23 protein-coding genes and 1 tRNA gene are annotated in these 15,583 nt (G+C 63.5%); 18 read left to right on the forward strand and 6 right to left on the reverse strand.

Annotated features, from left to right (window positions below):
- Positions 1–3: 3 nt before the first annotated feature.
- The 4 genes from secD to queA form a co-directional block, all read right to left on the reverse strand.
- The gene (secD, locus tag BMZ43_RS05300) at positions 4–1,872 is read right to left on the reverse strand and encodes a protein translocase subunit SecD (protein WP_017642543.1); all 1,869 of its coding nucleotides are present in this window, start codon (positions 1,870–1,872) and stop codon (positions 4–6) included.
- Positions 1,873–1,936: 64 nt separating this feature from the next.
- Complete coding sequence (yajC, locus tag BMZ43_RS05305) at positions 1,937–2,281, reverse strand: preprotein translocase subunit YajC (RefSeq protein ID WP_007162951.1); 345 nt, start codon at positions 2,279–2,281, stop codon at positions 1,937–1,939.
- A gap of 147 nt (positions 2,282–2,428) precedes the next feature.
- Positions 2,429–3,547 (reverse strand): tRNA guanosine(34) transglycosylase Tgt, encoded by a 1,119-nt coding sequence (gene tgt / locus BMZ43_RS05310; RefSeq protein WP_051226203.1) that lies wholly within the window; start codon positions 3,545–3,547, stop codon positions 2,429–2,431.
- 10 nt (positions 3,548–3,557) lie between these two features.
- On the reverse strand, positions 3,558–4,601 hold the full coding sequence (gene queA / locus BMZ43_RS05315) for a tRNA preQ1(34) S-adenosylmethionine ribosyltransferase-isomerase QueA (RefSeq protein ID WP_093250641.1): 1,044 nt from the start codon (positions 4,599–4,601) through the stop codon (positions 3,558–3,560).
- Between the two features lie 106 nt (positions 4,602–4,707).
- Between queA and BMZ43_RS05320 the strand changes: the two genes are divergently transcribed.
- The 17 genes from BMZ43_RS05320 (at position 4,708) to BMZ43_RS26005 (ending at position 14,355) form a co-directional block, all read left to right on the forward strand.
- Positions 4,708–4,792 (forward strand) — tRNA-Leu (locus tag BMZ43_RS05320).
- Between the two features lie 207 nt (positions 4,793–4,999).
- On the forward strand, positions 5,000–6,205 hold the full coding sequence (locus BMZ43_RS05325; RefSeq protein WP_093250644.1) for a tyrosine-type recombinase/integrase: 1,206 nt from the start codon (positions 5,000–5,002) through the stop codon (positions 6,203–6,205).
- Entirely contained in the window at positions 6,202–6,915 is a 714-nt protein-coding gene (locus BMZ43_RS05330) for a hypothetical protein (protein WP_143075229.1), read from the forward strand. The genes BMZ43_RS05325 and BMZ43_RS05330 overlap by 4 nt, the downstream gene beginning before the upstream one ends.
- A 120-nt stretch (positions 6,916–7,035) precedes the next feature.
- A complete protein-coding gene (locus tag BMZ43_RS05335) occupies positions 7,036–7,245 on the forward strand; it encodes a helix-turn-helix transcriptional regulator (protein WP_093250650.1) in 210 nt (69 codons plus the stop codon).
- Positions 7,245–7,538 (forward strand): helix-turn-helix domain-containing protein, encoded by a 294-nt coding sequence (locus BMZ43_RS05340; protein WP_093250653.1) that lies wholly within the window; start codon positions 7,245–7,247, stop codon positions 7,536–7,538. Before BMZ43_RS05335 ends, BMZ43_RS05340 begins: the two co-directional genes overlap by 1 nt.
- A gap of 278 nt (positions 7,539–7,816) precedes the next feature.
- On the forward strand, positions 7,817–7,993 hold the full coding sequence (locus BMZ43_RS26440) for a hypothetical protein (RefSeq protein ID WP_177344772.1): 177 nt from the start codon (positions 7,817–7,819) through the stop codon (positions 7,991–7,993).
- Positions 7,980–8,180 carry a hypothetical protein gene (locus BMZ43_RS05345; RefSeq protein ID WP_093250660.1) on the forward strand — a complete coding sequence of 67 codons (201 nt, stop codon included), beginning with the start codon at positions 7,980–7,982 and terminating at the stop codon, positions 8,178–8,180. The genes BMZ43_RS26440 and BMZ43_RS05345 overlap by 14 nt, the downstream gene beginning before the upstream one ends.
- Positions 8,181–8,187: 7 nt before the next feature.
- Positions 8,188–8,604 carry a helix-turn-helix domain-containing protein gene (locus BMZ43_RS05350; RefSeq protein WP_256562872.1) on the forward strand — a complete coding sequence of 139 codons (417 nt, stop codon included), beginning with the start codon at positions 8,188–8,190 and terminating at the stop codon, positions 8,602–8,604.
- Positions 8,605–9,341: 737 nt separating this feature from the next.
- A complete protein-coding gene (locus BMZ43_RS05355) occupies positions 9,342–9,569 on the forward strand; it encodes a hypothetical protein (protein ID WP_058788619.1) in 228 nt (75 codons plus the stop codon).
- A 101-nt stretch (positions 9,570–9,670) separates the two neighbouring features.
- Positions 9,671–10,807, forward strand: a complete 1,137-nt coding sequence (locus BMZ43_RS05360) for a phage major capsid protein (RefSeq protein ID WP_093250664.1) — start codon at positions 9,671–9,673, stop codon at positions 10,805–10,807.
- A 10-nt stretch (positions 10,808–10,817) separates the two neighbouring features.
- A complete protein-coding gene (locus tag BMZ43_RS05365) occupies positions 10,818–10,997 on the forward strand; it encodes a hypothetical protein (protein WP_058788621.1) in 180 nt (59 codons plus the stop codon).
- A 121-nt stretch (positions 10,998–11,118) separates the two neighbouring features.
- Positions 11,119–11,307: a hypothetical protein gene (locus BMZ43_RS05370; RefSeq protein ID WP_093250667.1), complete on the forward strand. Its 189-nt coding sequence runs from the start codon at positions 11,119–11,121 to the stop codon at positions 11,305–11,307.
- A 145-nt stretch (positions 11,308–11,452) separates the two neighbouring features.
- Positions 11,453–12,073: a tail assembly protein gene (locus BMZ43_RS05375; protein ID WP_093250671.1), complete on the forward strand. Its 621-nt coding sequence runs from the start codon at positions 11,453–11,455 to the stop codon at positions 12,071–12,073.
- Entirely contained in the window at positions 12,070–12,711 is a 642-nt protein-coding gene (locus BMZ43_RS05380; protein WP_093250674.1) for a tail assembly protein, read from the forward strand. The genes BMZ43_RS05375 and BMZ43_RS05380 overlap by 4 nt, the downstream gene beginning before the upstream one ends.
- Positions 12,708–13,187 (forward strand): hypothetical protein, encoded by a 480-nt coding sequence (locus tag BMZ43_RS05385; RefSeq protein WP_093250678.1) that lies wholly within the window; start codon positions 12,708–12,710, stop codon positions 13,185–13,187. Before BMZ43_RS05380 ends, BMZ43_RS05385 begins: the two co-directional genes overlap by 4 nt.
- A gap of 14 nt (positions 13,188–13,201) precedes the next feature.
- Entirely contained in the window at positions 13,202–13,504 is a 303-nt protein-coding gene (locus BMZ43_RS05390) for an HNH endonuclease (RefSeq protein WP_256562873.1), read from the forward strand.
- Positions 13,505–13,761: 257 nt separating this feature from the next.
- The gene (locus BMZ43_RS26005) at positions 13,762–14,355 is read left to right on the forward strand and encodes a hypothetical protein (protein WP_143075230.1); all 594 of its coding nucleotides are present in this window, start codon (positions 13,762–13,764) and stop codon (positions 14,353–14,355) included.
- Here BMZ43_RS26005 and BMZ43_RS05395 read toward each other — a convergent pair.
- On the reverse strand, positions 14,314–14,565 hold the full coding sequence (locus BMZ43_RS05395) for a hypothetical protein (protein WP_093250684.1): 252 nt from the start codon (positions 14,563–14,565) through the stop codon (positions 14,314–14,316). The genes BMZ43_RS26005 and BMZ43_RS05395 overlap by 42 nt on opposite strands.
- 291 nt (positions 14,566–14,856) lie before the next feature.
- Positions 14,857–15,186 carry a DHCW motif cupin fold protein gene (locus tag BMZ43_RS05400; protein WP_064307958.1) on the reverse strand — a complete coding sequence of 110 codons (330 nt, stop codon included), beginning with the start codon at positions 15,184–15,186 and terminating at the stop codon, positions 14,857–14,859.
- A gap of 198 nt (positions 15,187–15,384) precedes the next feature.
- Here BMZ43_RS05400 and BMZ43_RS26445 point away from each other — a divergent pair, with 198 nt between their 5' ends.
- Complete coding sequence (locus tag BMZ43_RS26445; protein WP_017642547.1) at positions 15,385–15,555, forward strand: hypothetical protein; 171 nt, start codon at positions 15,385–15,387, stop codon at positions 15,553–15,555.
- Positions 15,556–15,583 lie beyond the last annotated feature (28 nt).

The raw sequence follows: 15,583 nt of genomic DNA on the forward strand, positions 1-15,583 counted from the left end.
TCCTCAAATCCACAGCTTCTTGACGTTCCGGCCGCCATAAATCAGGTTGACCATGGCACGGGTCACGAAGATGGCGGTGAACAGGGAGGTGAAGATACCCAGCGACATGGTCACGGCGAAGCCCTTGACCGGCCCGGTGCCCATGGCGAACAGGATGGCGCCCACCAGCAGGGTCGTCAGGTTGGAGTCCAGGATCGCCGTGAAGGCCCGATTGAAACCTTCGTGGATGGCGCGCTGGATCGGCATGCCATTGGCGATCTCTTCACGGATCCGCGAGAAGATCAGCACGTTGGCGTCCACCGCCTGCCCCATGGTCAGCACGATACCGGCGATACCCGGCAGCGTCAGGGTGGCATGCAGGATGGACATCAGCGCCATCAGCAGCACCATGTTGAACGCCAGGGCGATGGTCGCCAGCACCCCGAAGAAGCGGTAGATGGCGATCAGGAACAGCGAGACGAAGACCATGCCCCACAGCGAGGCATCGATGCCCTTCTCGATGTTGTCGGCGCCCAGGCTCGGGCCGAGGGTGCGTTCTTCGGCGAAGTACATGGGTGCGGCCAGGCCACCGGCACGCAGCAGCAGCGCCAGTTCCGAGGCCTCGCCCGAACCGTTCAGGCCGGTGATGCGGAAGCTGTTGCCCAGGGCCGACTGGATGGTCGCCAGGCTGATGATGCGCCGCTCTTCCTCGAAGCCGGGCACCGCCACTTCCTTCTGCACGCCGTCCACGGTCTGGGTGGTGTAGCGGGTGACCGGGCGCTGCTCGATGAACACCACGGCCATGCTGCGGCCGACGTTGGTGCGGGTGGCACGGTTGATCAGATCGCCACCATGGCCATCCAGGCGGATGTTGACCTGGGGCCGGCCGTTCTCGTCGAAGCTGGCCGAGGCGTCGGTGACCTGGTCACCGGTGATGATGACGTTACGCTCCAGCGGTACCGCCGGACGCCCGGGCTCGCGGAATTCGAAGCTTTCGGTGGAGGCCCGCGGGGTGTCCGCGGTGGCGGCCAGGCGGAATTCCAGGTTGGCGGTCTTGCCGAGGATGCGCTTGGCTTCGGCGGTGTCCTGCACACCCGGTAGCTCGACCACAATGCGGTCGGCGCCCTGGCGCTGCACCAGCGGCTCGGCCACACCCAGTTCGTTGACCCGGTTGCGTACCGTGGTCAGGTTCTGGGTGACGGCATAGTTGCGGATCTCCCGCAGCTTGGCCTCGGTCAGCTGCAGACGCAGCACCTGCAGGTCGCCACGGGTATCGGTGGTCAGCTCGAAATCGGTGTAGTTCTTGCGGATCAGGCTCTGGGCCTGCTGCAGGTCGGCGGCATCGGTGAAGCCAAGCTGCAGGGCGCCGTTCTGGTCGGGCATGCTGCGATAGCGCACCTTCTCGCGGCGCAGCAGGGTCTTGACCTCGTTGTCATAGACCTTCAGGCGCGCATCCACGGCCTTGTCCATGTCCACCGCCAGCAGAAAGTGCACACCGCCGGAGAGATCCAGACCCAGCTTCATGGGGCTGGCGCCCAGCTTGCGCAGCCACTGCGGGGTGGTGGGCGCCAGGTTCAGGGCCACCACGAAGTCGTCGCCCAGGGTACGGCGGACCACTTCCTGGGCCGGCAGTTGATCATCGGCGCGCATCAGGCGGATCAGCACCCGGCTGCCGTTCTCATTGAGATCGCTGGACTTCACCGCCAGATGAGCCTCGGCCAGGGCCGCGTTGACACGCTGCACCTCGGCGGGGGTCACCGTGCGTTCGGTGCTGGAAGCGCTGATCTGCAGGGCCGGATCGTCGGGGTACAGATTAGGAACCGAATAGATGGCGCCCACGACCAGTACGGCCAGGATCAGCAGGTACTTCCAGAGGGGATATTTGTTGAGCATGACACCGCCCGAGATAAAGGCGGGGCGCCTTGCGCGCCCCGGTGTTAGCTAGAGTGAGGAAGGCTCAGAGGGCCTTCAGGGTGCCCTTCGGCAGGGTCGCGGCGATGGCGCCCTTCTGGAACTTGAGTTCGACGTTGTCGGACACTTCCAGCACCACGAACTCGTCGGTGACCTTGTTGATGCGACCAGCGATGCCGCCGGTGGTCACCACTTCGTCACCCTTCTGCAGGCCGCCGATCAGGTTCTTGTGATCCTTGGTGCGCTTGGCCTGGGGACGCCAGATCAGGAAATAGAAGATCACCACGAAGCCGATCAGGAAGATGAACTGAATGTATTCACCTCCCGGTGCGGCGTTGGCGGCCGGCGCGGCAGCTTCCTGGGCCTGGGCCGTGGAAATCAGAAAACTCATTGCACTACTCCTTGCAGAGTTGGATGACGGAAAAAGAAGAGATGCCGGGGGTCGCTCGCCACCGGTTCGACCGCTGCAGAACCCCGGTCACGCACCCGGCGAAGGACGCGTGAGCGCCGTTTCGCCTGGACGATCGGACAGGGGCTTTCAGCGGTCGAGCGGCGGCGTAGGCAGGCCGCGCCGAGCATAGAAGGCGTCCACAAAGTCGGCCAATTTACCCTCTTGGATAGCCTGGCGCAAACCGGCCATCACCCGCTGGTAATACCGCAGGTTGTGGATCGTATTCAGCATACTCCCCAGCATTTCCCCGCATTTATCCAGATGGTGCAGATAGGCCCGGGAGAAATGTTTGCAGGTGTAACAGTCGCAGGTGGGATCCAGCGGCGTCTCGTCGTGACGATGCACGGCGTTGCGCAACTTGAGCACGCCGGTGTCGATGAACAGATGGCCGTTGCGCGCGTTGCGGGTGGGCATCACGCAGTCGAACATGTCGACGCCACGGCGCACGCCTTCCACCAGGTCTTCCGGCTTGCCCACGCCCATCAGGTAGCGCGGCTTGTCCGCCGGCAGGTGCGGCGGCAGGAAGTCCAGCACGCGGATCATCTCTTCCTTGGGCTCGCCCACCGACAGGCCGCCAATGGCGTAGCCGTCGAAGCCGATGCCTTCCAGGCCCTCCAGGGACCTCAGGCGCAACTCCTCGTGCATGCCGCCCTGGACGATGCCGAACAGCGCCGAGGGGTTGTCGCCATGGGCTTCGCGGGAGCGCTTGGCCCAGCGCAGCGACAGCTCCATGGAGCGGCGCGCGGTGTCGAAATCCGCCGGATAAGGGGTGCATTCGTCGAAGATCATCACGATGTCCGAGCCCAGGGCGCGCTGCACCGCCATGGATTCCTCGGGGCCCATGAAGACCTTGGCGCCGTCCACCGGTGAGGCGAAGTAGACGCCCTCTTCCTTGATCTTGCGCAGCGCGCCCAGGCTGAACACCTGGAAGCCGCCGGAATCGGTGAGGATCGGCCCCTGCCACTGCATGAAGTCGTGCAGGTCGCCGTGGCGCTGGATCACCTCGGTCCCGGGCCGCAGCCAGAGGTGGAAGGTGTTGCCCAGGATGATCTGGGCGCCGATGTCGGCGACGCTGTCGGGCAGCATGCCCTTGACCGTGCCGTAGGTACCGACCGGCATGAAGGCCGGGGTCTCGACCACGCCGCGGGGAAAGGTCAGGCGGCCGCGACGGGCCTTGCCCTCGGTGGCCAGCAATTCGAAATTCATGAAACTCATATCAGCTCTCCGGGCCCTGGGCCCCGGGATTGCGGGTGATGAACATGGCGTCGCCATAACTGAAGAAGCGATAGCCCTCGACCACGGCCGTCGCATAGGCGGCCATGGTCTCGCGGTAACCGGCGAAGGCCGACACCAGCATCAGCAGGGTCGATTCGGGCAGGTGGAAGTTGGTCACCAGCGCATCGACGACATGGAAGGGGCGACCGGGATAGAGAAAGATATCCGTCTCGCCGGCGAAGGCCTTGAGCTGGCCATCACGGGCGGCGCTTTCCAGCGAACGCACGCTGGTGGTACCGACGGCGATCACCCGACCGCCACGGGCGCGGCAGGCGGCCACGGCATCCACGACGGCCTGGTCGACCTGCAGCCACTCGCGGTGCATGTGGTGGTCTTCGATGCGCTCGACCCGCACCGGCTGGAAGGTGCCGGCGCCGACGTGCAGGGTGACGAAGGCGTTCGCCACGCCCTTGGCGCGGATGGCCTCCAGCAGCGGCTCGTCGAAGTGCAGTCCGGCGGTGGGCGCGGCCACAGCGCCGGCATTGCGCGCATAGACGGTCTGGTAGCGCTCGCGATCCTCGGCTTCGTCGGGTCGGTCGATATAGGGCGGCAACGGCATATGACCGACCCGCTCCAGCAGCGGCAGCACGGGCTCGGCGAATTTCAGTTCGAACAGCGCCTCGTGGCGCGCCACCATCTCGGCCTCGGCACCGCCGTCGATGAGGATGCGGCTGCCTGGTTTGGGCGATTTGCTGGACCGCACATGGGCCAGCACCCGCTCCTCGTCCAGCACCCGCTCCACCAGGATCTCCAGCTTGCCGCCACTGGCCTTCTGGCCGAACAGCCGCGCGGGTATCACCCGGGTGTCGTTGAACACCATCAGGTCGCCCGGCTGCAGATAGCCCAGCAGATCGGCGAAGTGGCGATGGCTCAGCTCACCGCTGGGGCCGTCGAGCACCAGCAATCGACTGCCGCGGCGCTCGGCCAGCGGATGACGGGCGATGAGGGATTCGGGAAGGTCGAAATGGAAGTCGGCGACGTGCATGGCAGGTAGATCTCGAAAGGCCGCACAGCTTACCGGAAGCGGCCTTTTTCACCAACGCACTTTGGATTGACCGGACCTGCCTGCATCCCTATACTCCGCCGCCATTGCCCCGGTGGCGGAACCGGTAGACGCGGCGGATTCAAAATCCGTTTCCGAAAGGAGTGGGAGTTCGAGTCTCCCCCGGGGCACCATGTGACTGTTCCAAGGCATCCCCAGCGATCCACGGAACCCAGAGAAACCGCCACTTCAGGCGGTTTTTTTGTGCCTAGCGATTCTCACGCATCCCTTGAGAGCGCAGCCGAATGTGAGTAGATTTGTGAGTAGGACGAGTTAGGCCGCAATCCTACTCACACGCCAGCGCCTGTCCCGCGCCGCCTCTCACATCCAAGGATCGCCCCGTGGCGCTCACAGACACCGCGGCCCGCACCGCCAAACCGCGCGACAAGCTCTACCGGCTGACCGACTCCCTGGGCCTGTGCCTGGAGGTCACCACCGCCGGCGGAAAGCTCTGGCGCTTCCGGTACCGCTTCGCCGGCAAAGCCAAGATGGTCGGCCTCGGCGCCTACCCTTCAGTCACCCTCGCCCAGGCCCGGGAGCGCCGCGACGAAGCGCGCCGGCAACTTGCCCAGGGTCTGGACCCCAGCGCGCACAAGAAGGAAGCCAGAGCAGCCGCCGCTGCCCAGTTGCTGACCTTCGAGGGCCTGGCGCGCGAGTGGTACCGCTACAACGTGCCCCGCTGGGCGCCGGCGACCGCCGCCAAGGTGCTGCAGTATCTGGAGGCCGACATTCTGCCGGTGATCGGCCAGCGCCCGGTCGGCGAGGTCACACGGCCGGAGCTGGTAGACCTGGTGCGCCGCGTGGAGAAGCGCGAGGCCTTCAACGTGGCCGCCAAGGTGCGGCAGTGGCTGAGCCAGATCTTCCGCTTCGGCCTGGCCAAGGGCGTGGTGGCCAGCAACCCGGCGACCGATCTGGACGTAGTGGCCGCGCACGCGCCCCGCACCCGGCATCACCCGCACGTCACGGAAGCCGAGCTGCCCCAGCTGCTGAAGGATCTGGACGCAGCCCGCTGCGACATAACCACCCGGCTCGCCGTGCGCCTGCTGCTGCTCACCGGCGTGCGCCCGGGCGAGTTGCGGATGGCGCCCTGGTCGGAGTTCGACCTGAAGGCCCAGACCTGGACGATTCCAGCGGCCAGGATGAAGGCCCGCCGGCCGCACGTCGTCCCCCTGCCCCGCCAGGCCGTCGTCCTGCTGCGCCAGCTGCACGAAATCACCGGCACCTATGCCCTAGCCTTCCCCGGCCGGAACAACCGTGAGCGGCCCATGAGCGAGAACACCGTGAACAAGGTGCTGGCCGTGATGGGCTACGAGGGCCGCCAGACGGGTCACGGCTTCCGTCACCTGCTGAGCACCAGCCTCAACTCCCGCGGCTACAACCGCGACTGGATCGAGCGCCAGCTGGCCCACGGCGACCAGGATGCGATCCGCGACACCTACAACCACGCGAACTACCTTGAGCAGCGCCGGGAGATGATGCAGGCCTGGGCTGACAGCCTGGACGCCATGTGCGCCGGCGCCGATGTCGTGCCATTCCGGAGAGCATGATGGGTCCCTACGATGAGTACGACTGGCGCAGCTACGATCTGAGCGAAATGACAGAAGAGCAGCGAGAGAACTTCAAGCGCCTGCTCGCATACCGCAAGGAAAGCGCCAATCGGCCGCCTGAGCAGCGACTGACAGATGCCAATCTGCCTTCTAATCGCCGATTTCTGCCTATCTTCAACACCTTCATTAGGTCCGCCTTTCCTGCGACCCTGGACCCTGGCGAGTTTGCATCGCTGGATCAGCTTGAGGCAGCAGCAGCGACGCTGTTCAATCCTGACGCCAATAGCGCTCAGATCCTGAGAAAAGGCTTTGAGAGTCTACGCAGCTTGGCGGTAGATGATGAGCAGATGCATACGCTTCAGTACGCGATTAGCTGCCTTCTGATGGTGGCAATGAGTAGTGAAACTGACCGGGTATCTGCGGCTGCCGATCGAGAAAGAGACCAGCTAAAGGGAATCACCGCTCGCAATCAGGCCATCAGCCTGACGACTGACAGAGCTCGAGCCATTGCTGCCGACCTTTGGGAGCAGGATGAAGAGCAGTTGATTCGCATAGGCGACATGGCTCAGCGGGTGTGGTCTGTGATGATCGACGAGGGCCTGAGTGAGCACATGCCGGAGCAGGCCGACCGTTTAAAGGTCTGGATCAAGCCGGTGGCGCCGGCCTACGCGACAAAGGGCGGGCGAGCAAAGAAACCCCCAAGGACGTAACGGATATAGGGTTTTCCATCATGGATATGGGGTTATCCATGACGCCCGGCCAGTTTTCTGTTTATCCATCCAGTATAAATATCCGTAGCCATACCCAGAACGCCTAAGGAGGCAAACGGTATGGCTACTGAACAACTTCGCCGCTTCATCCGCCTTCCCCAGGTCCAGGAACTGACCAGCCTCAGCCGGACCGAGATCTACAAGCGCATGAAGGCGCGCACCTTCCCCGCCACCGTCAAGCTGGGCCCCGGGCACACCGTATGGGTGGAGTCTGAGGTAGCCGAGTGGGTGGAAGCCCGTATCGCTGAAGCACGGGGAGTGGCCGCCTAATGGACAAAAAAAAGGCCGACCAACAGGCCAGCCCCAAGCATTCGAGCGTCGAGAATACCACCACCCAGGCCCAGCGCGCACGCCTGCTGGATGCCCTGGAGCTGGGCCCTATCACCACGATCGATGCCCGCTCGCGCCTGAACATCATGATGCCCGCGGCCCGGGTCAAGGAGCTGCGCAGTCTCGGTCACCCGATCGTCACCCACCTGCGCGACCTCTACGATGATCAGGGCCGCCGGCACTCCCGCGTCGCCGTCTACTACCTCGCCGGCCGTGGCCAGGAGGTCGCATGATTTCCCTTGCCATCCCCAGGCGTCCCGGCTATCGTGGCTCTGTCGCAGCAAAATCTGCGGCCGGGTTTGGCGACCCGAATGTATGCAGGCGCAACAGCGCCCAGATCACGACTGCGAGCGCTTTTTTTGTGCTCGCCGTCCCGTGTTATGGCGGCTGTGCGTGGGAGACCGAAAGGTCTGCCGGGTTCCTGTATCTCCGGTTCGCCAACCTGCGCACAGCTGCCTCCCTTCGTTTGGCGACGTTGGTGGCAGCTCCTACTGATACAGGAGCTTTGCCCATGATCCCTACCCGCAATCCGTCCGCTATCCGTGCTCGTGCCGCTGCGCACCGCCAGATGGCCATGTCCGCCCTGCACGCTGATTCCTCGCTGTCGACCCGCCTGCGCCGCTACAACGCGCACATGGCGATCGCTCGCGATCTGGAAGCCCAGGGGGTGACCCATGGCCAGCGTTAAGCACCCCAGCCAACAGCACCAGCCCAACACCTCCGACGATCACATTTCCTTCGGTGTGTGGATCTACGTGGACGACAAGTACGTCCGCCAGGTGGCCTACGACCTGGAGACCGTCGAAGAGGCCCGCGCAATCGCCGCGCGCTGCACAGGTGACGCCAAGGTCGTTCGCTTCACGTTCTGGGACTGATCCAGCCGTGGCCGGCAAGACGAAGGGGAACCAGAAGACCAGTGGCCCGAAGCACTTCCAGACGCAGAACCGCATGGTTCAGTCGCCTGGGCATCGAGCGCTGAGCTTCGTGGCCCGTGTCGTCCTGCAGGAGCTGTGCGCGCAATACAACGGGCGCAACAACGGCGACCTGTCGGCGACCCGGACGATGGCCGAGGAATGGGGGATCGGCTCAGACAACACGCTGCGAAAGGCGCTCAAGGAGCTTGAGGCCGCCGGCTGGATCATCCAGACCCGGAGCAGCCTGTTCTCCCGTCACGGCGCCCGCTGCGCGCTCTACGCGCTCGGCTGGCTACCGATCAACGATTGCGAGGGAAAGGGCCTGGAGGTGGCACCGACGAAGGCGCCACGCCGGCCAATGACCGAGCTGATGGCTTGCGTTTGATCCTGCGCAATTTCTGCGACTGTACGGCGCACTTTTTGCGCACGTAGACCGGGAAAACACCCCGGAAACAGTCCTTTTTGGGGCTCTACGTGCGCAGAAACTGCGCCATAAACGCGGTTTTACGTACGCAGAAAGTGCGCACCCTTTTATACGTATACCAGGTACCCAGGTGAAACCATGGCAATGCTCATGCTTTTCCAAGGCTTCAAACACGATGAAAACAGGGTGCAAATGGCCGGCGGCCCTAGCGGCGCAAATTGCACCCCGTACCCTACGCAGATTGCACCTCGTGAGATCCGTCCAACTCTGGACACATCTCAAGATGGCGCACTTCTGCTCCATGGCTCAGATCTGAGCCATCATCCAGAACTGGATCATCCGAAACCCAGCGCAAAGCGAACGAAACCCAGTCGGTTACCCCTGGGTTATCTGAAGGGCTTTTACGATCAAGTCGTAGAACTCGCAGCCGGTGGCCTGAACGCCAGGAGACCCCATGGTCCAGAACTGGGCCATCTGCAAATTTGCAGACCCCTCAAGCTGAGGAGTTGGGTGGACGCCGGCGACGCACACCCCGCTAACGCTCGCAGCGTTACCCGAGCGTTTCCAACTACCGGAAAGCCGGTAGATCGCCTGGCCGACTTCCTCAGCCTGAGGGAGTGCGTACCGATTGCGCGAAATCCCTCACTTGCGAGGGCTTTTCCTCAGGTTGAGGAAAAGGGTGGGAGGGATTTGCCGTGATGGACCTAGAACAGGACATTCTCGCGCGCCTGGCGCGGATGGGCGTAGAGCCCCTGATCGGCGGCCTGATCCCAGAGAAGGCCGCGGCGGTGCTGCTGGGCTACTCGCCGGCATACATGAGGCAGCAGGCCTCCCGGGGACTGTCGCCGCTGCCGTTCGTGATGCGTGGCAACCGGCGGCTGTACCGGATAGCAGACATCAAGAGGTTCGCGCAGGACATAGCCTGAAGCCGCAGAAGATCGAAGGTTTGTTGGCGTGCAGCCCGAGGGAGCGGGCCGCAGCATATCGGTAACGCCCAGCAGGGCATACCAGACGCCAAGAGGCACCGATGGACGCCGCAGCAATCAAGCAACTCAGCAACGACCTCAAGAACGCCACCGACGAGTTCACCAAGCAGGTGATCGACGTCAAATCCCAGTCGAAGCAGGACAGCAAGCGCCTGGACGATCTGGAGCAGGAGTTCGCCCGCCTGCCCGCTGGTGGCTTCACCGCCTCCGCCCCGACCAAGACCAACCCTGTCGCCGCGGCCATCGTCGAAGGCGACCAGCTGACCACCGTTCGCGCTGGCGCCCCGTCCACCGGCCTGATGAACGTCCAGCAGCCGCTGCGCGCCGCCATCAGCAACCCCGGCAGCGGCCAGACCGGCGACACCGCCTACCCCACCCCCACCTACCGCGAGAGCAACGTCCAGGGCATCCCGGCCGTCCGCCTGTCCATCCTGGACCTGCTGCCCACCGTGTCGATCAGCGAGAAGGTCTACGAGTTCGTGGTGCTGGATGGCTACCTGAACGCCGCCGACTACCAGGTCAAGGAAGGCGACCTCAAGGCCGGTACCGATCTGCCCACCAAGCTGGCACGCTCCGAGGTGGCCACCATCGCCCACTGGCTGCCGGCCTCCCTGCAGGTGCTGGACGACAATGCCGGCCTGCAGACACTGATCCAGCAGGTGCTGTCCGTGGGCTGCCGCCAGAAGCTCGAGCGCGAAGTGCTGATCGGCAACGGCGGCGACGGCAAGATCAAAGGCCTGGTGCCGCAGGCGACCGTCTACGACCCCATGGCTACCACCACCGCCGACCGCGTGGGCGCCGCCATCACTGACCTGAACGCCGCCGGCTGGAACGCCAACGCCATCGTGATGCACCCGGAGACCTGGTTCGCCATCTCCAGCGCCAAGAACACCACCTCCGACTACCTGCTGGGCAGCCCGCGCGATCCGTCGCCGGCCAGCCTGTGGGGCGTCCGCGTGGTCACCAGTCCGGCGATGGTCGCGAACATGGTCCTGGTGCTGGACACCTCGGTGACCGCTCTGCTGGATCGCCAGCAGGTGTCCGTCCAGGTGTCGCGACACGACGGAGACAACTTCCGCCGCAACATGGTGACCATCCTGGCAGAGCTGCGCGCCGGCCTGGCTGTGTACGCCACCAGCGGCACCCGCCTGGTCTCGCTGACCAAGCCGGCGAGCTAAGGGGAACGCAATGGACGATCAACCGCTGACCGTTGCGGCCCTGAAAGAGCTGCTCGGCACCATCCATGTGATCCGCCAGCGCGAGCGCATCCGGCTCCGCATCTATGAACTGCAATCGAAGGGCCTGAGCGACGCCGAGGTGATCCAGTCTCTGCGCGACAACCCTCCGATCACCGAAATGCCGCTCTAGCGGTTGCGGCTGGGGATTAGTCGGCGAGTGCCCCGCTCCAAAAACCCCGACAGGCTGCGCGGTTTGATCCTCTCCAGTTTCTGGGCCGGCGGCAGCCATTCCTTTCCTTTGAGGTGCAGCGATGACCAATGACTACCGGCGCCGCCCTGCGCCTTTCCCCAGGGCCCTGGCCGCCAAGATCGCCCGCAAGGCCGACGTGATGGCGAAACGCTTCGAGGACCAGGTGCTGCGCGAGCTGACCAGCTCGGCCCGATCGGCGCTGAACCGTGGCCTGGAGCCGGAAGAAATCGCCCGCCAGCTGCAGCTGTGAGCCAGGGGGTGGGCAGAGACTTCAGCACTTGCCGACCGGACACCGCCCGCCCCGACAGATTTTCACGACCGCGAAATTACAGATTCTGTGCGGGCGCTACCCGCGAAAAATGAGAACGTCCGGCAAGGCCGGCGAGGAGACCGAAATGACCACCGCCGCCCACTACACAACGGCGACCACGATCAAGCTGTCTGGCCCGCTGGCCCGCCTGTTCGGCCGTACCCACCGCTACTTCCTGGACCGGGGAACCGCCGAGGAAGCCTTCAGCGCTCTGCGCAACACCCTGGACGGCTTCCGCGAGGCCATCGCTGCCCTGGAACGCCGCGGCCTGGTCTACGCCGTCTTCCGCAACCGGGAGAACGTCGGCGCCGATCGCTTCCAGCTGGTCGGTACCCGAGAGATACGAATCGTGCCGGTGCTGCGCGGCAGCAAGCGGGCCGGCCTGGTGCAGACGGTGGTCGGCGTGGTGCTGATCGCCGCGGCGACCATCGCCACCGGCGGTTTCGCGGGCATCGCTGCCGGTGGGGCCTGGGGCGCTGTAGGCGCGGCCGGCGTATCGATTGCCGCCGGTGGCGTGGTGCAGATGATAAGTCCCCAGGCCAAAGGCCTCAGTACCAGTGCGGCGCCGGAGAACACGCCGAGTTACGCCTTCGGCAGCGCCAGAAACACAACGGTCAGTGGCAACCCGGTCCCGATCTGCTACGGCCACCGCAGGTGGGGCGGCGCAATCATCAGCGCGGGGATCTATGCGGAGGACGCCCAATGAGCGAGCGCATCCGCGTCGTGCGCCTCTACGGCGTCCTGGGCGCCCGGTTCGGCCGGGTGCATCGCCTGGTTGTGAACAGCGCCGCTGAGGCGGTGCGGGCGCTATCGGTCCAGTTGCCTGGGTTCGAGCAATTCTTCTACACCGCCCGCGACCGGGGCCTGGCCTTCGCCGTTTTTCACGGGCGGCGGAACATCGGTCATGACGAGCTGGGCCATCCGCCGGGCCGCGCCGAGATCCGCATCGCGCCGGTCATTGAGGGCAGCAAGCGCTCTGGCGGCCTGCAGACGGTTATCGGCGTGGCCATCGTCGTGGCTGCCTCGTACTTCTCCGGTGGCCTGGCGGCCGGCGCAGCGGGGTCTGGCGGCCTGTTCGGCACCGCGGGCTATGCCGGGGGAGCTGTCTGGGCGGCGGTGGGCACGGTGGGCATCTCGTTGGCGATAGGTGGCGTCACCCAGATGGTAACCAAGCAGCCCACCGGCCTGAGTAACAGCGATAGCGCTGACAACTCGCCTAGCTACAGCTTCAACGGCCCGGTGAACACCCAGGCCCAGGGCAACCCGGTGCCGCTGGGCTATGGCCGGATGATCGTCGGTAGTGCTGTACTGAGCGCCGGCATCTACGCGGAGGACAAGGCATGACCAGTCCCACCGACTACGGCGGCCTGACACCGACTGAGCGGATGCAACGTACCGTGCAAGCGACAGCGGCCCGCAGCTTTGGCGAGGTCCGTCGGCTGATCGACACAGCGCCCCGGCGCACCACCACCAGCGCCGACCCTGAATATTTGGACCTGGCCAGGATGGTGCTGCGCGTGGCCAGCCAATACGAACTGGAGCTGCGCGGCCTGGCGCTGACCTGGCTCTGCGCGGGAAATGCGGCAGCCGGTCAGCAGATTCGAGCCGAGGCAGCGGCAGCCGCTTGTGCCTGGACTGACTTCTGCTCTGGCCAAGGCCTGCAGCCGGACGAGCTGATTGTCGCGGCCGGTGGGCACCATCCTGTCGTGGTCGACCTGGTGCGCTGGGCGCCCGAGCCACAGCCGGAGCTGGTGGAGAAGTGGCGCGGCCTGTTCGCTGTGGCCGCCCGCGGCGAGGTCTTCGGCGAGGTCCGGCACTGATGAAGAAGCTCCGAATGCTCAAGCCGCGTACCAAGACGCTGGAGACCTCGAAGGCCAGCACCAGGCCCAGGGGTAACACTTGGGGCGAAGGCCGCGGAGGTCGTCCGTGGCGCCGACTGAGGGATGAGATCCTGCTGCGCGATGCCTACACCTGCAGATCTTGCGGCCTGGTCTCACAGCACCTGGAAGTCGATCACATCGTCAACGTCGCCCAGGGCGGCACAGACGATCCGAACAACCTGCAGTGTCTGTGCCCTGCCTGTCATCGATCGAAGACCGCCCGCGAGTCAGCGGCAGCCCGCACCGATCCCGCTTGAGCGCACAAGAGGCCAGGGGCGGGGTAAATCTTCAGGAGATGAGGGGTCGGACACCGCGCCTCAACGCACGCACAGATTTTTTTCCCGCTGGATGAAAAGTTAAAGGCGTCCGGCCAGACGTTAAAGGGCCTTAACCACCTAAAAGCCGCGCCAGGCCTGGCTTAGGCTATGTTAAAGGGGGTACGGGAAGTTAAAGCTGGCTGGCTCGAAAAGTTAAAGCTAGCCTTAATCTGCGAAGCGCAGAGGAGGCCAAAAAAATGGCTGCAGTGAGCGTTTATATAGACAACAACGTCTGGGACTTTCTGTTTGCGCGGGGACTCGACCTAAGTGTTGAGCTTCCATCAGACCGGTATTGCCTATGCATGACTAGGGAAGCCGAGTTCGAAATTCCCCCGATCTCCCCAGAAAAAGCAGAACTCAAACGGTTCATAGAGGCGACAGTAGCTAAATGCGTCAAAACGGTACCGATTTTCGGTTTCTATGACGAATCGCTGCCGCCAGATGAACAGCGGGCCGGCGGCTTCGGTGTGGGTCGATACGCGAGTGATGCTGAAATTGAATTTGTCGATCAGCAGCGGAAGACCATCGGCAACAAAAAGAGGGACAAATCCAAGCTTTACAAGAACGAAGCAGACGTTTCGATAGCTTCGCGGTCTTTCGAGTCGGTGGTGCTTTCCTTGGACGCGAAAAAAGGCCCGATCAACACTGCGTATAAGCAGGGCGGGCTCGTTGTTTTTCTAACAGAGTTCGATGGTAGCAGCCTGTCTCTGAGCAATTTTGTAGATAGAGAAATCGGCAAATGTGACATGTCACGGAATGCCTTCCGATCGCGACGTGATTTCGAAGCCTGACCAGCCTTTCTTCTGGAAGTCGTCCCACACCCTTTGCGGGTCGAAGCCTATGAGCTGCTCATTCGTGTCCAATTCACGCTCGCCCTCGGTAACCTTCGGGCCTATCCACTGCTGTACTTCACGTGGCTGCAGATCCAGCGAGCTATCCTCCGGAATAGCCAGAGCCCTGAATTGCTGGTGGTTGAAATAGACCTTCGCCTTGAACTTCATCGCTTCGCCTCCGTGTGGGTGGAGTCAGAAGCCTAGCAGCAGAAATCCAGATCGGTAGGGACGTGTGAGGGACCAGCGGCGGCAAATGTGAGTAGGAATGTGAGTAGGCCCAGGCTACTGAAATCACCGATCAGCGCTTGGCGCCGGCTACAAGCCTGAGTTCGAGTCTCCCCCGGGCACCAAGTTGGTACCTTCCAGGCCTCCCCCGTGTTGCCTGGAAGCCGAAGAAACCGCCCCTCGAGGCGGTTTTTTTGTGCCTGGTGCGCCTTGGTCGCGGCGTCGATACGAGCCTCAATCCACGACGAATAACCTAGCCCCAGTCGCGGTCGAGGATCTGTGAGCCTCTGCATTGTCGGCCACCTGGTAACTCATGCCGGCGGTCAAGGTGAAGACGCGACCATCGGCCAGCTCGGTATCCAGCCGACCATCCAGGCAAAGTAGAATATGTCCCTTGCTGCACCAGTGATCGGCAAGATAACCCTCACTGTACTCGACCATGCGGACCCGTATTGCACCAAACTGGCAGGTACGCCAAAGCGCTGAGCCGCTCGCTCCCGCATGGACTACAGGTTCGATTTTCGACCAGTCACTGGTACCGAATGGAATGTCGCTCAGTTGCATGACGGCCTCTACCTAGGTCAGGAAGGGTATGTTAGCCCGGCAGCAAGACGGTCAAGGGATACAGATTGGATGAATTTTCAAGGTATGCAGCCTTGCGCTAATTGCGGTTTTTGTACCTTTGCGAATACGGCGACCCCCATCCATCAGGCACGTTCTTGATCACCACACTCCCGCTTTCATCGTAGGGAAGGATGCCTTTTGAAATGGATATTGCTTGGCCTCGCGTTACTGCTGACCGGCTGCAACCACTACAGCTCGGCCGACTCCGTCTGCGAACCCAGCCCACTGAGCGGTGAGGACTGCAAGAAGTCGCAACCGGTCGGTAACTACCTGATGGACAAGTATCGGGAATGGCAGCGTTACCAATAGGCTGGTGCCCGCACAAGGCTTGCCGAGA

Origin of the sequence: Pseudomonas sp. Snoq117.2, from assembly GCF_900110545.1 — a bacterium.
Taxonomy (GTDB): domain Bacteria; phylum Pseudomonadota; class Gammaproteobacteria; order Pseudomonadales; family Pseudomonadaceae; genus Chryseomonas; species Chryseomonas benzopyrenica.

Coding starts and splice junctions, on each gene's coding strand:
- secD (WP_017642543.1), bottom strand. CDS start 1,872: ATGCTCAACAAATATCCCCTCTGGAAGTACCTGCTGATCCTGGCCGTA.
- yajC (WP_007162951.1), bottom strand. CDS start 2,281: ATGAGTTTTCTGATTTCCACGGCCCAGGCCCAGGAAGCTGCCGCGCCG.
- tgt (WP_051226203.1), bottom strand. CDS start 3,547: ATGAATTTCGAATTGCTGGCCACCGAGGGCAAGGCCCGTCGCGGCCGC.
- queA (WP_093250641.1), bottom strand. CDS start 4,601: ATGCACGTCGCCGACTTCCATTTCGACCTTCCCGAATCCCTCATCGCC.
- BMZ43_RS05330 (WP_143075229.1), top strand. CDS start 6,202: ATGATGGGTCCCTACGATGAGTACGACTGGCGCAGCTACGATCTGAGC.
- BMZ43_RS05335 (WP_093250650.1), top strand. CDS start 7,036: ATGGCTACTGAACAACTTCGCCGCTTCATCCGCCTTCCCCAGGTCCAG.
- BMZ43_RS05340 (WP_093250653.1), top strand. CDS start 7,245: ATGGACAAAAAAAAGGCCGACCAACAGGCCAGCCCCAAGCATTCGAGC.
- BMZ43_RS26440 (WP_177344772.1), top strand. CDS start 7,817: ATGATCCCTACCCGCAATCCGTCCGCTATCCGTGCTCGTGCCGCTGCG.
- BMZ43_RS05345 (WP_093250660.1), top strand. CDS start 7,980: ATGGCCAGCGTTAAGCACCCCAGCCAACAGCACCAGCCCAACACCTCC.
- BMZ43_RS05355 (WP_058788619.1), top strand. CDS start 9,342: ATGGACCTAGAACAGGACATTCTCGCGCGCCTGGCGCGGATGGGCGTA.
- BMZ43_RS05360 (WP_093250664.1), top strand. CDS start 9,671: ATGGACGCCGCAGCAATCAAGCAACTCAGCAACGACCTCAAGAACGCC.
- BMZ43_RS05365 (WP_058788621.1), top strand. CDS start 10,818: ATGGACGATCAACCGCTGACCGTTGCGGCCCTGAAAGAGCTGCTCGGC.
- BMZ43_RS05370 (WP_093250667.1), top strand. CDS start 11,119: ATGACCAATGACTACCGGCGCCGCCCTGCGCCTTTCCCCAGGGCCCTG.
- BMZ43_RS05375 (WP_093250671.1), top strand. CDS start 11,453: ATGACCACCGCCGCCCACTACACAACGGCGACCACGATCAAGCTGTCT.
- BMZ43_RS05380 (WP_093250674.1), top strand. CDS start 12,070: ATGAGCGAGCGCATCCGCGTCGTGCGCCTCTACGGCGTCCTGGGCGCC.
- BMZ43_RS05385 (WP_093250678.1), top strand. CDS start 12,708: ATGACCAGTCCCACCGACTACGGCGGCCTGACACCGACTGAGCGGATG.
- BMZ43_RS05390 (WP_256562873.1), top strand. CDS start 13,202: ATGCTCAAGCCGCGTACCAAGACGCTGGAGACCTCGAAGGCCAGCACC.
- BMZ43_RS26005 (WP_143075230.1), top strand. CDS start 13,762: ATGGCTGCAGTGAGCGTTTATATAGACAACAACGTCTGGGACTTTCTG.
- BMZ43_RS05395 (WP_093250684.1), bottom strand. CDS start 14,565: ATGAAGTTCAAGGCGAAGGTCTATTTCAACCACCAGCAATTCAGGGCT.
- BMZ43_RS05400 (WP_064307958.1), bottom strand. CDS start 15,186: ATGCAACTGAGCGACATTCCATTCGGTACCAGTGACTGGTCGAAAATC.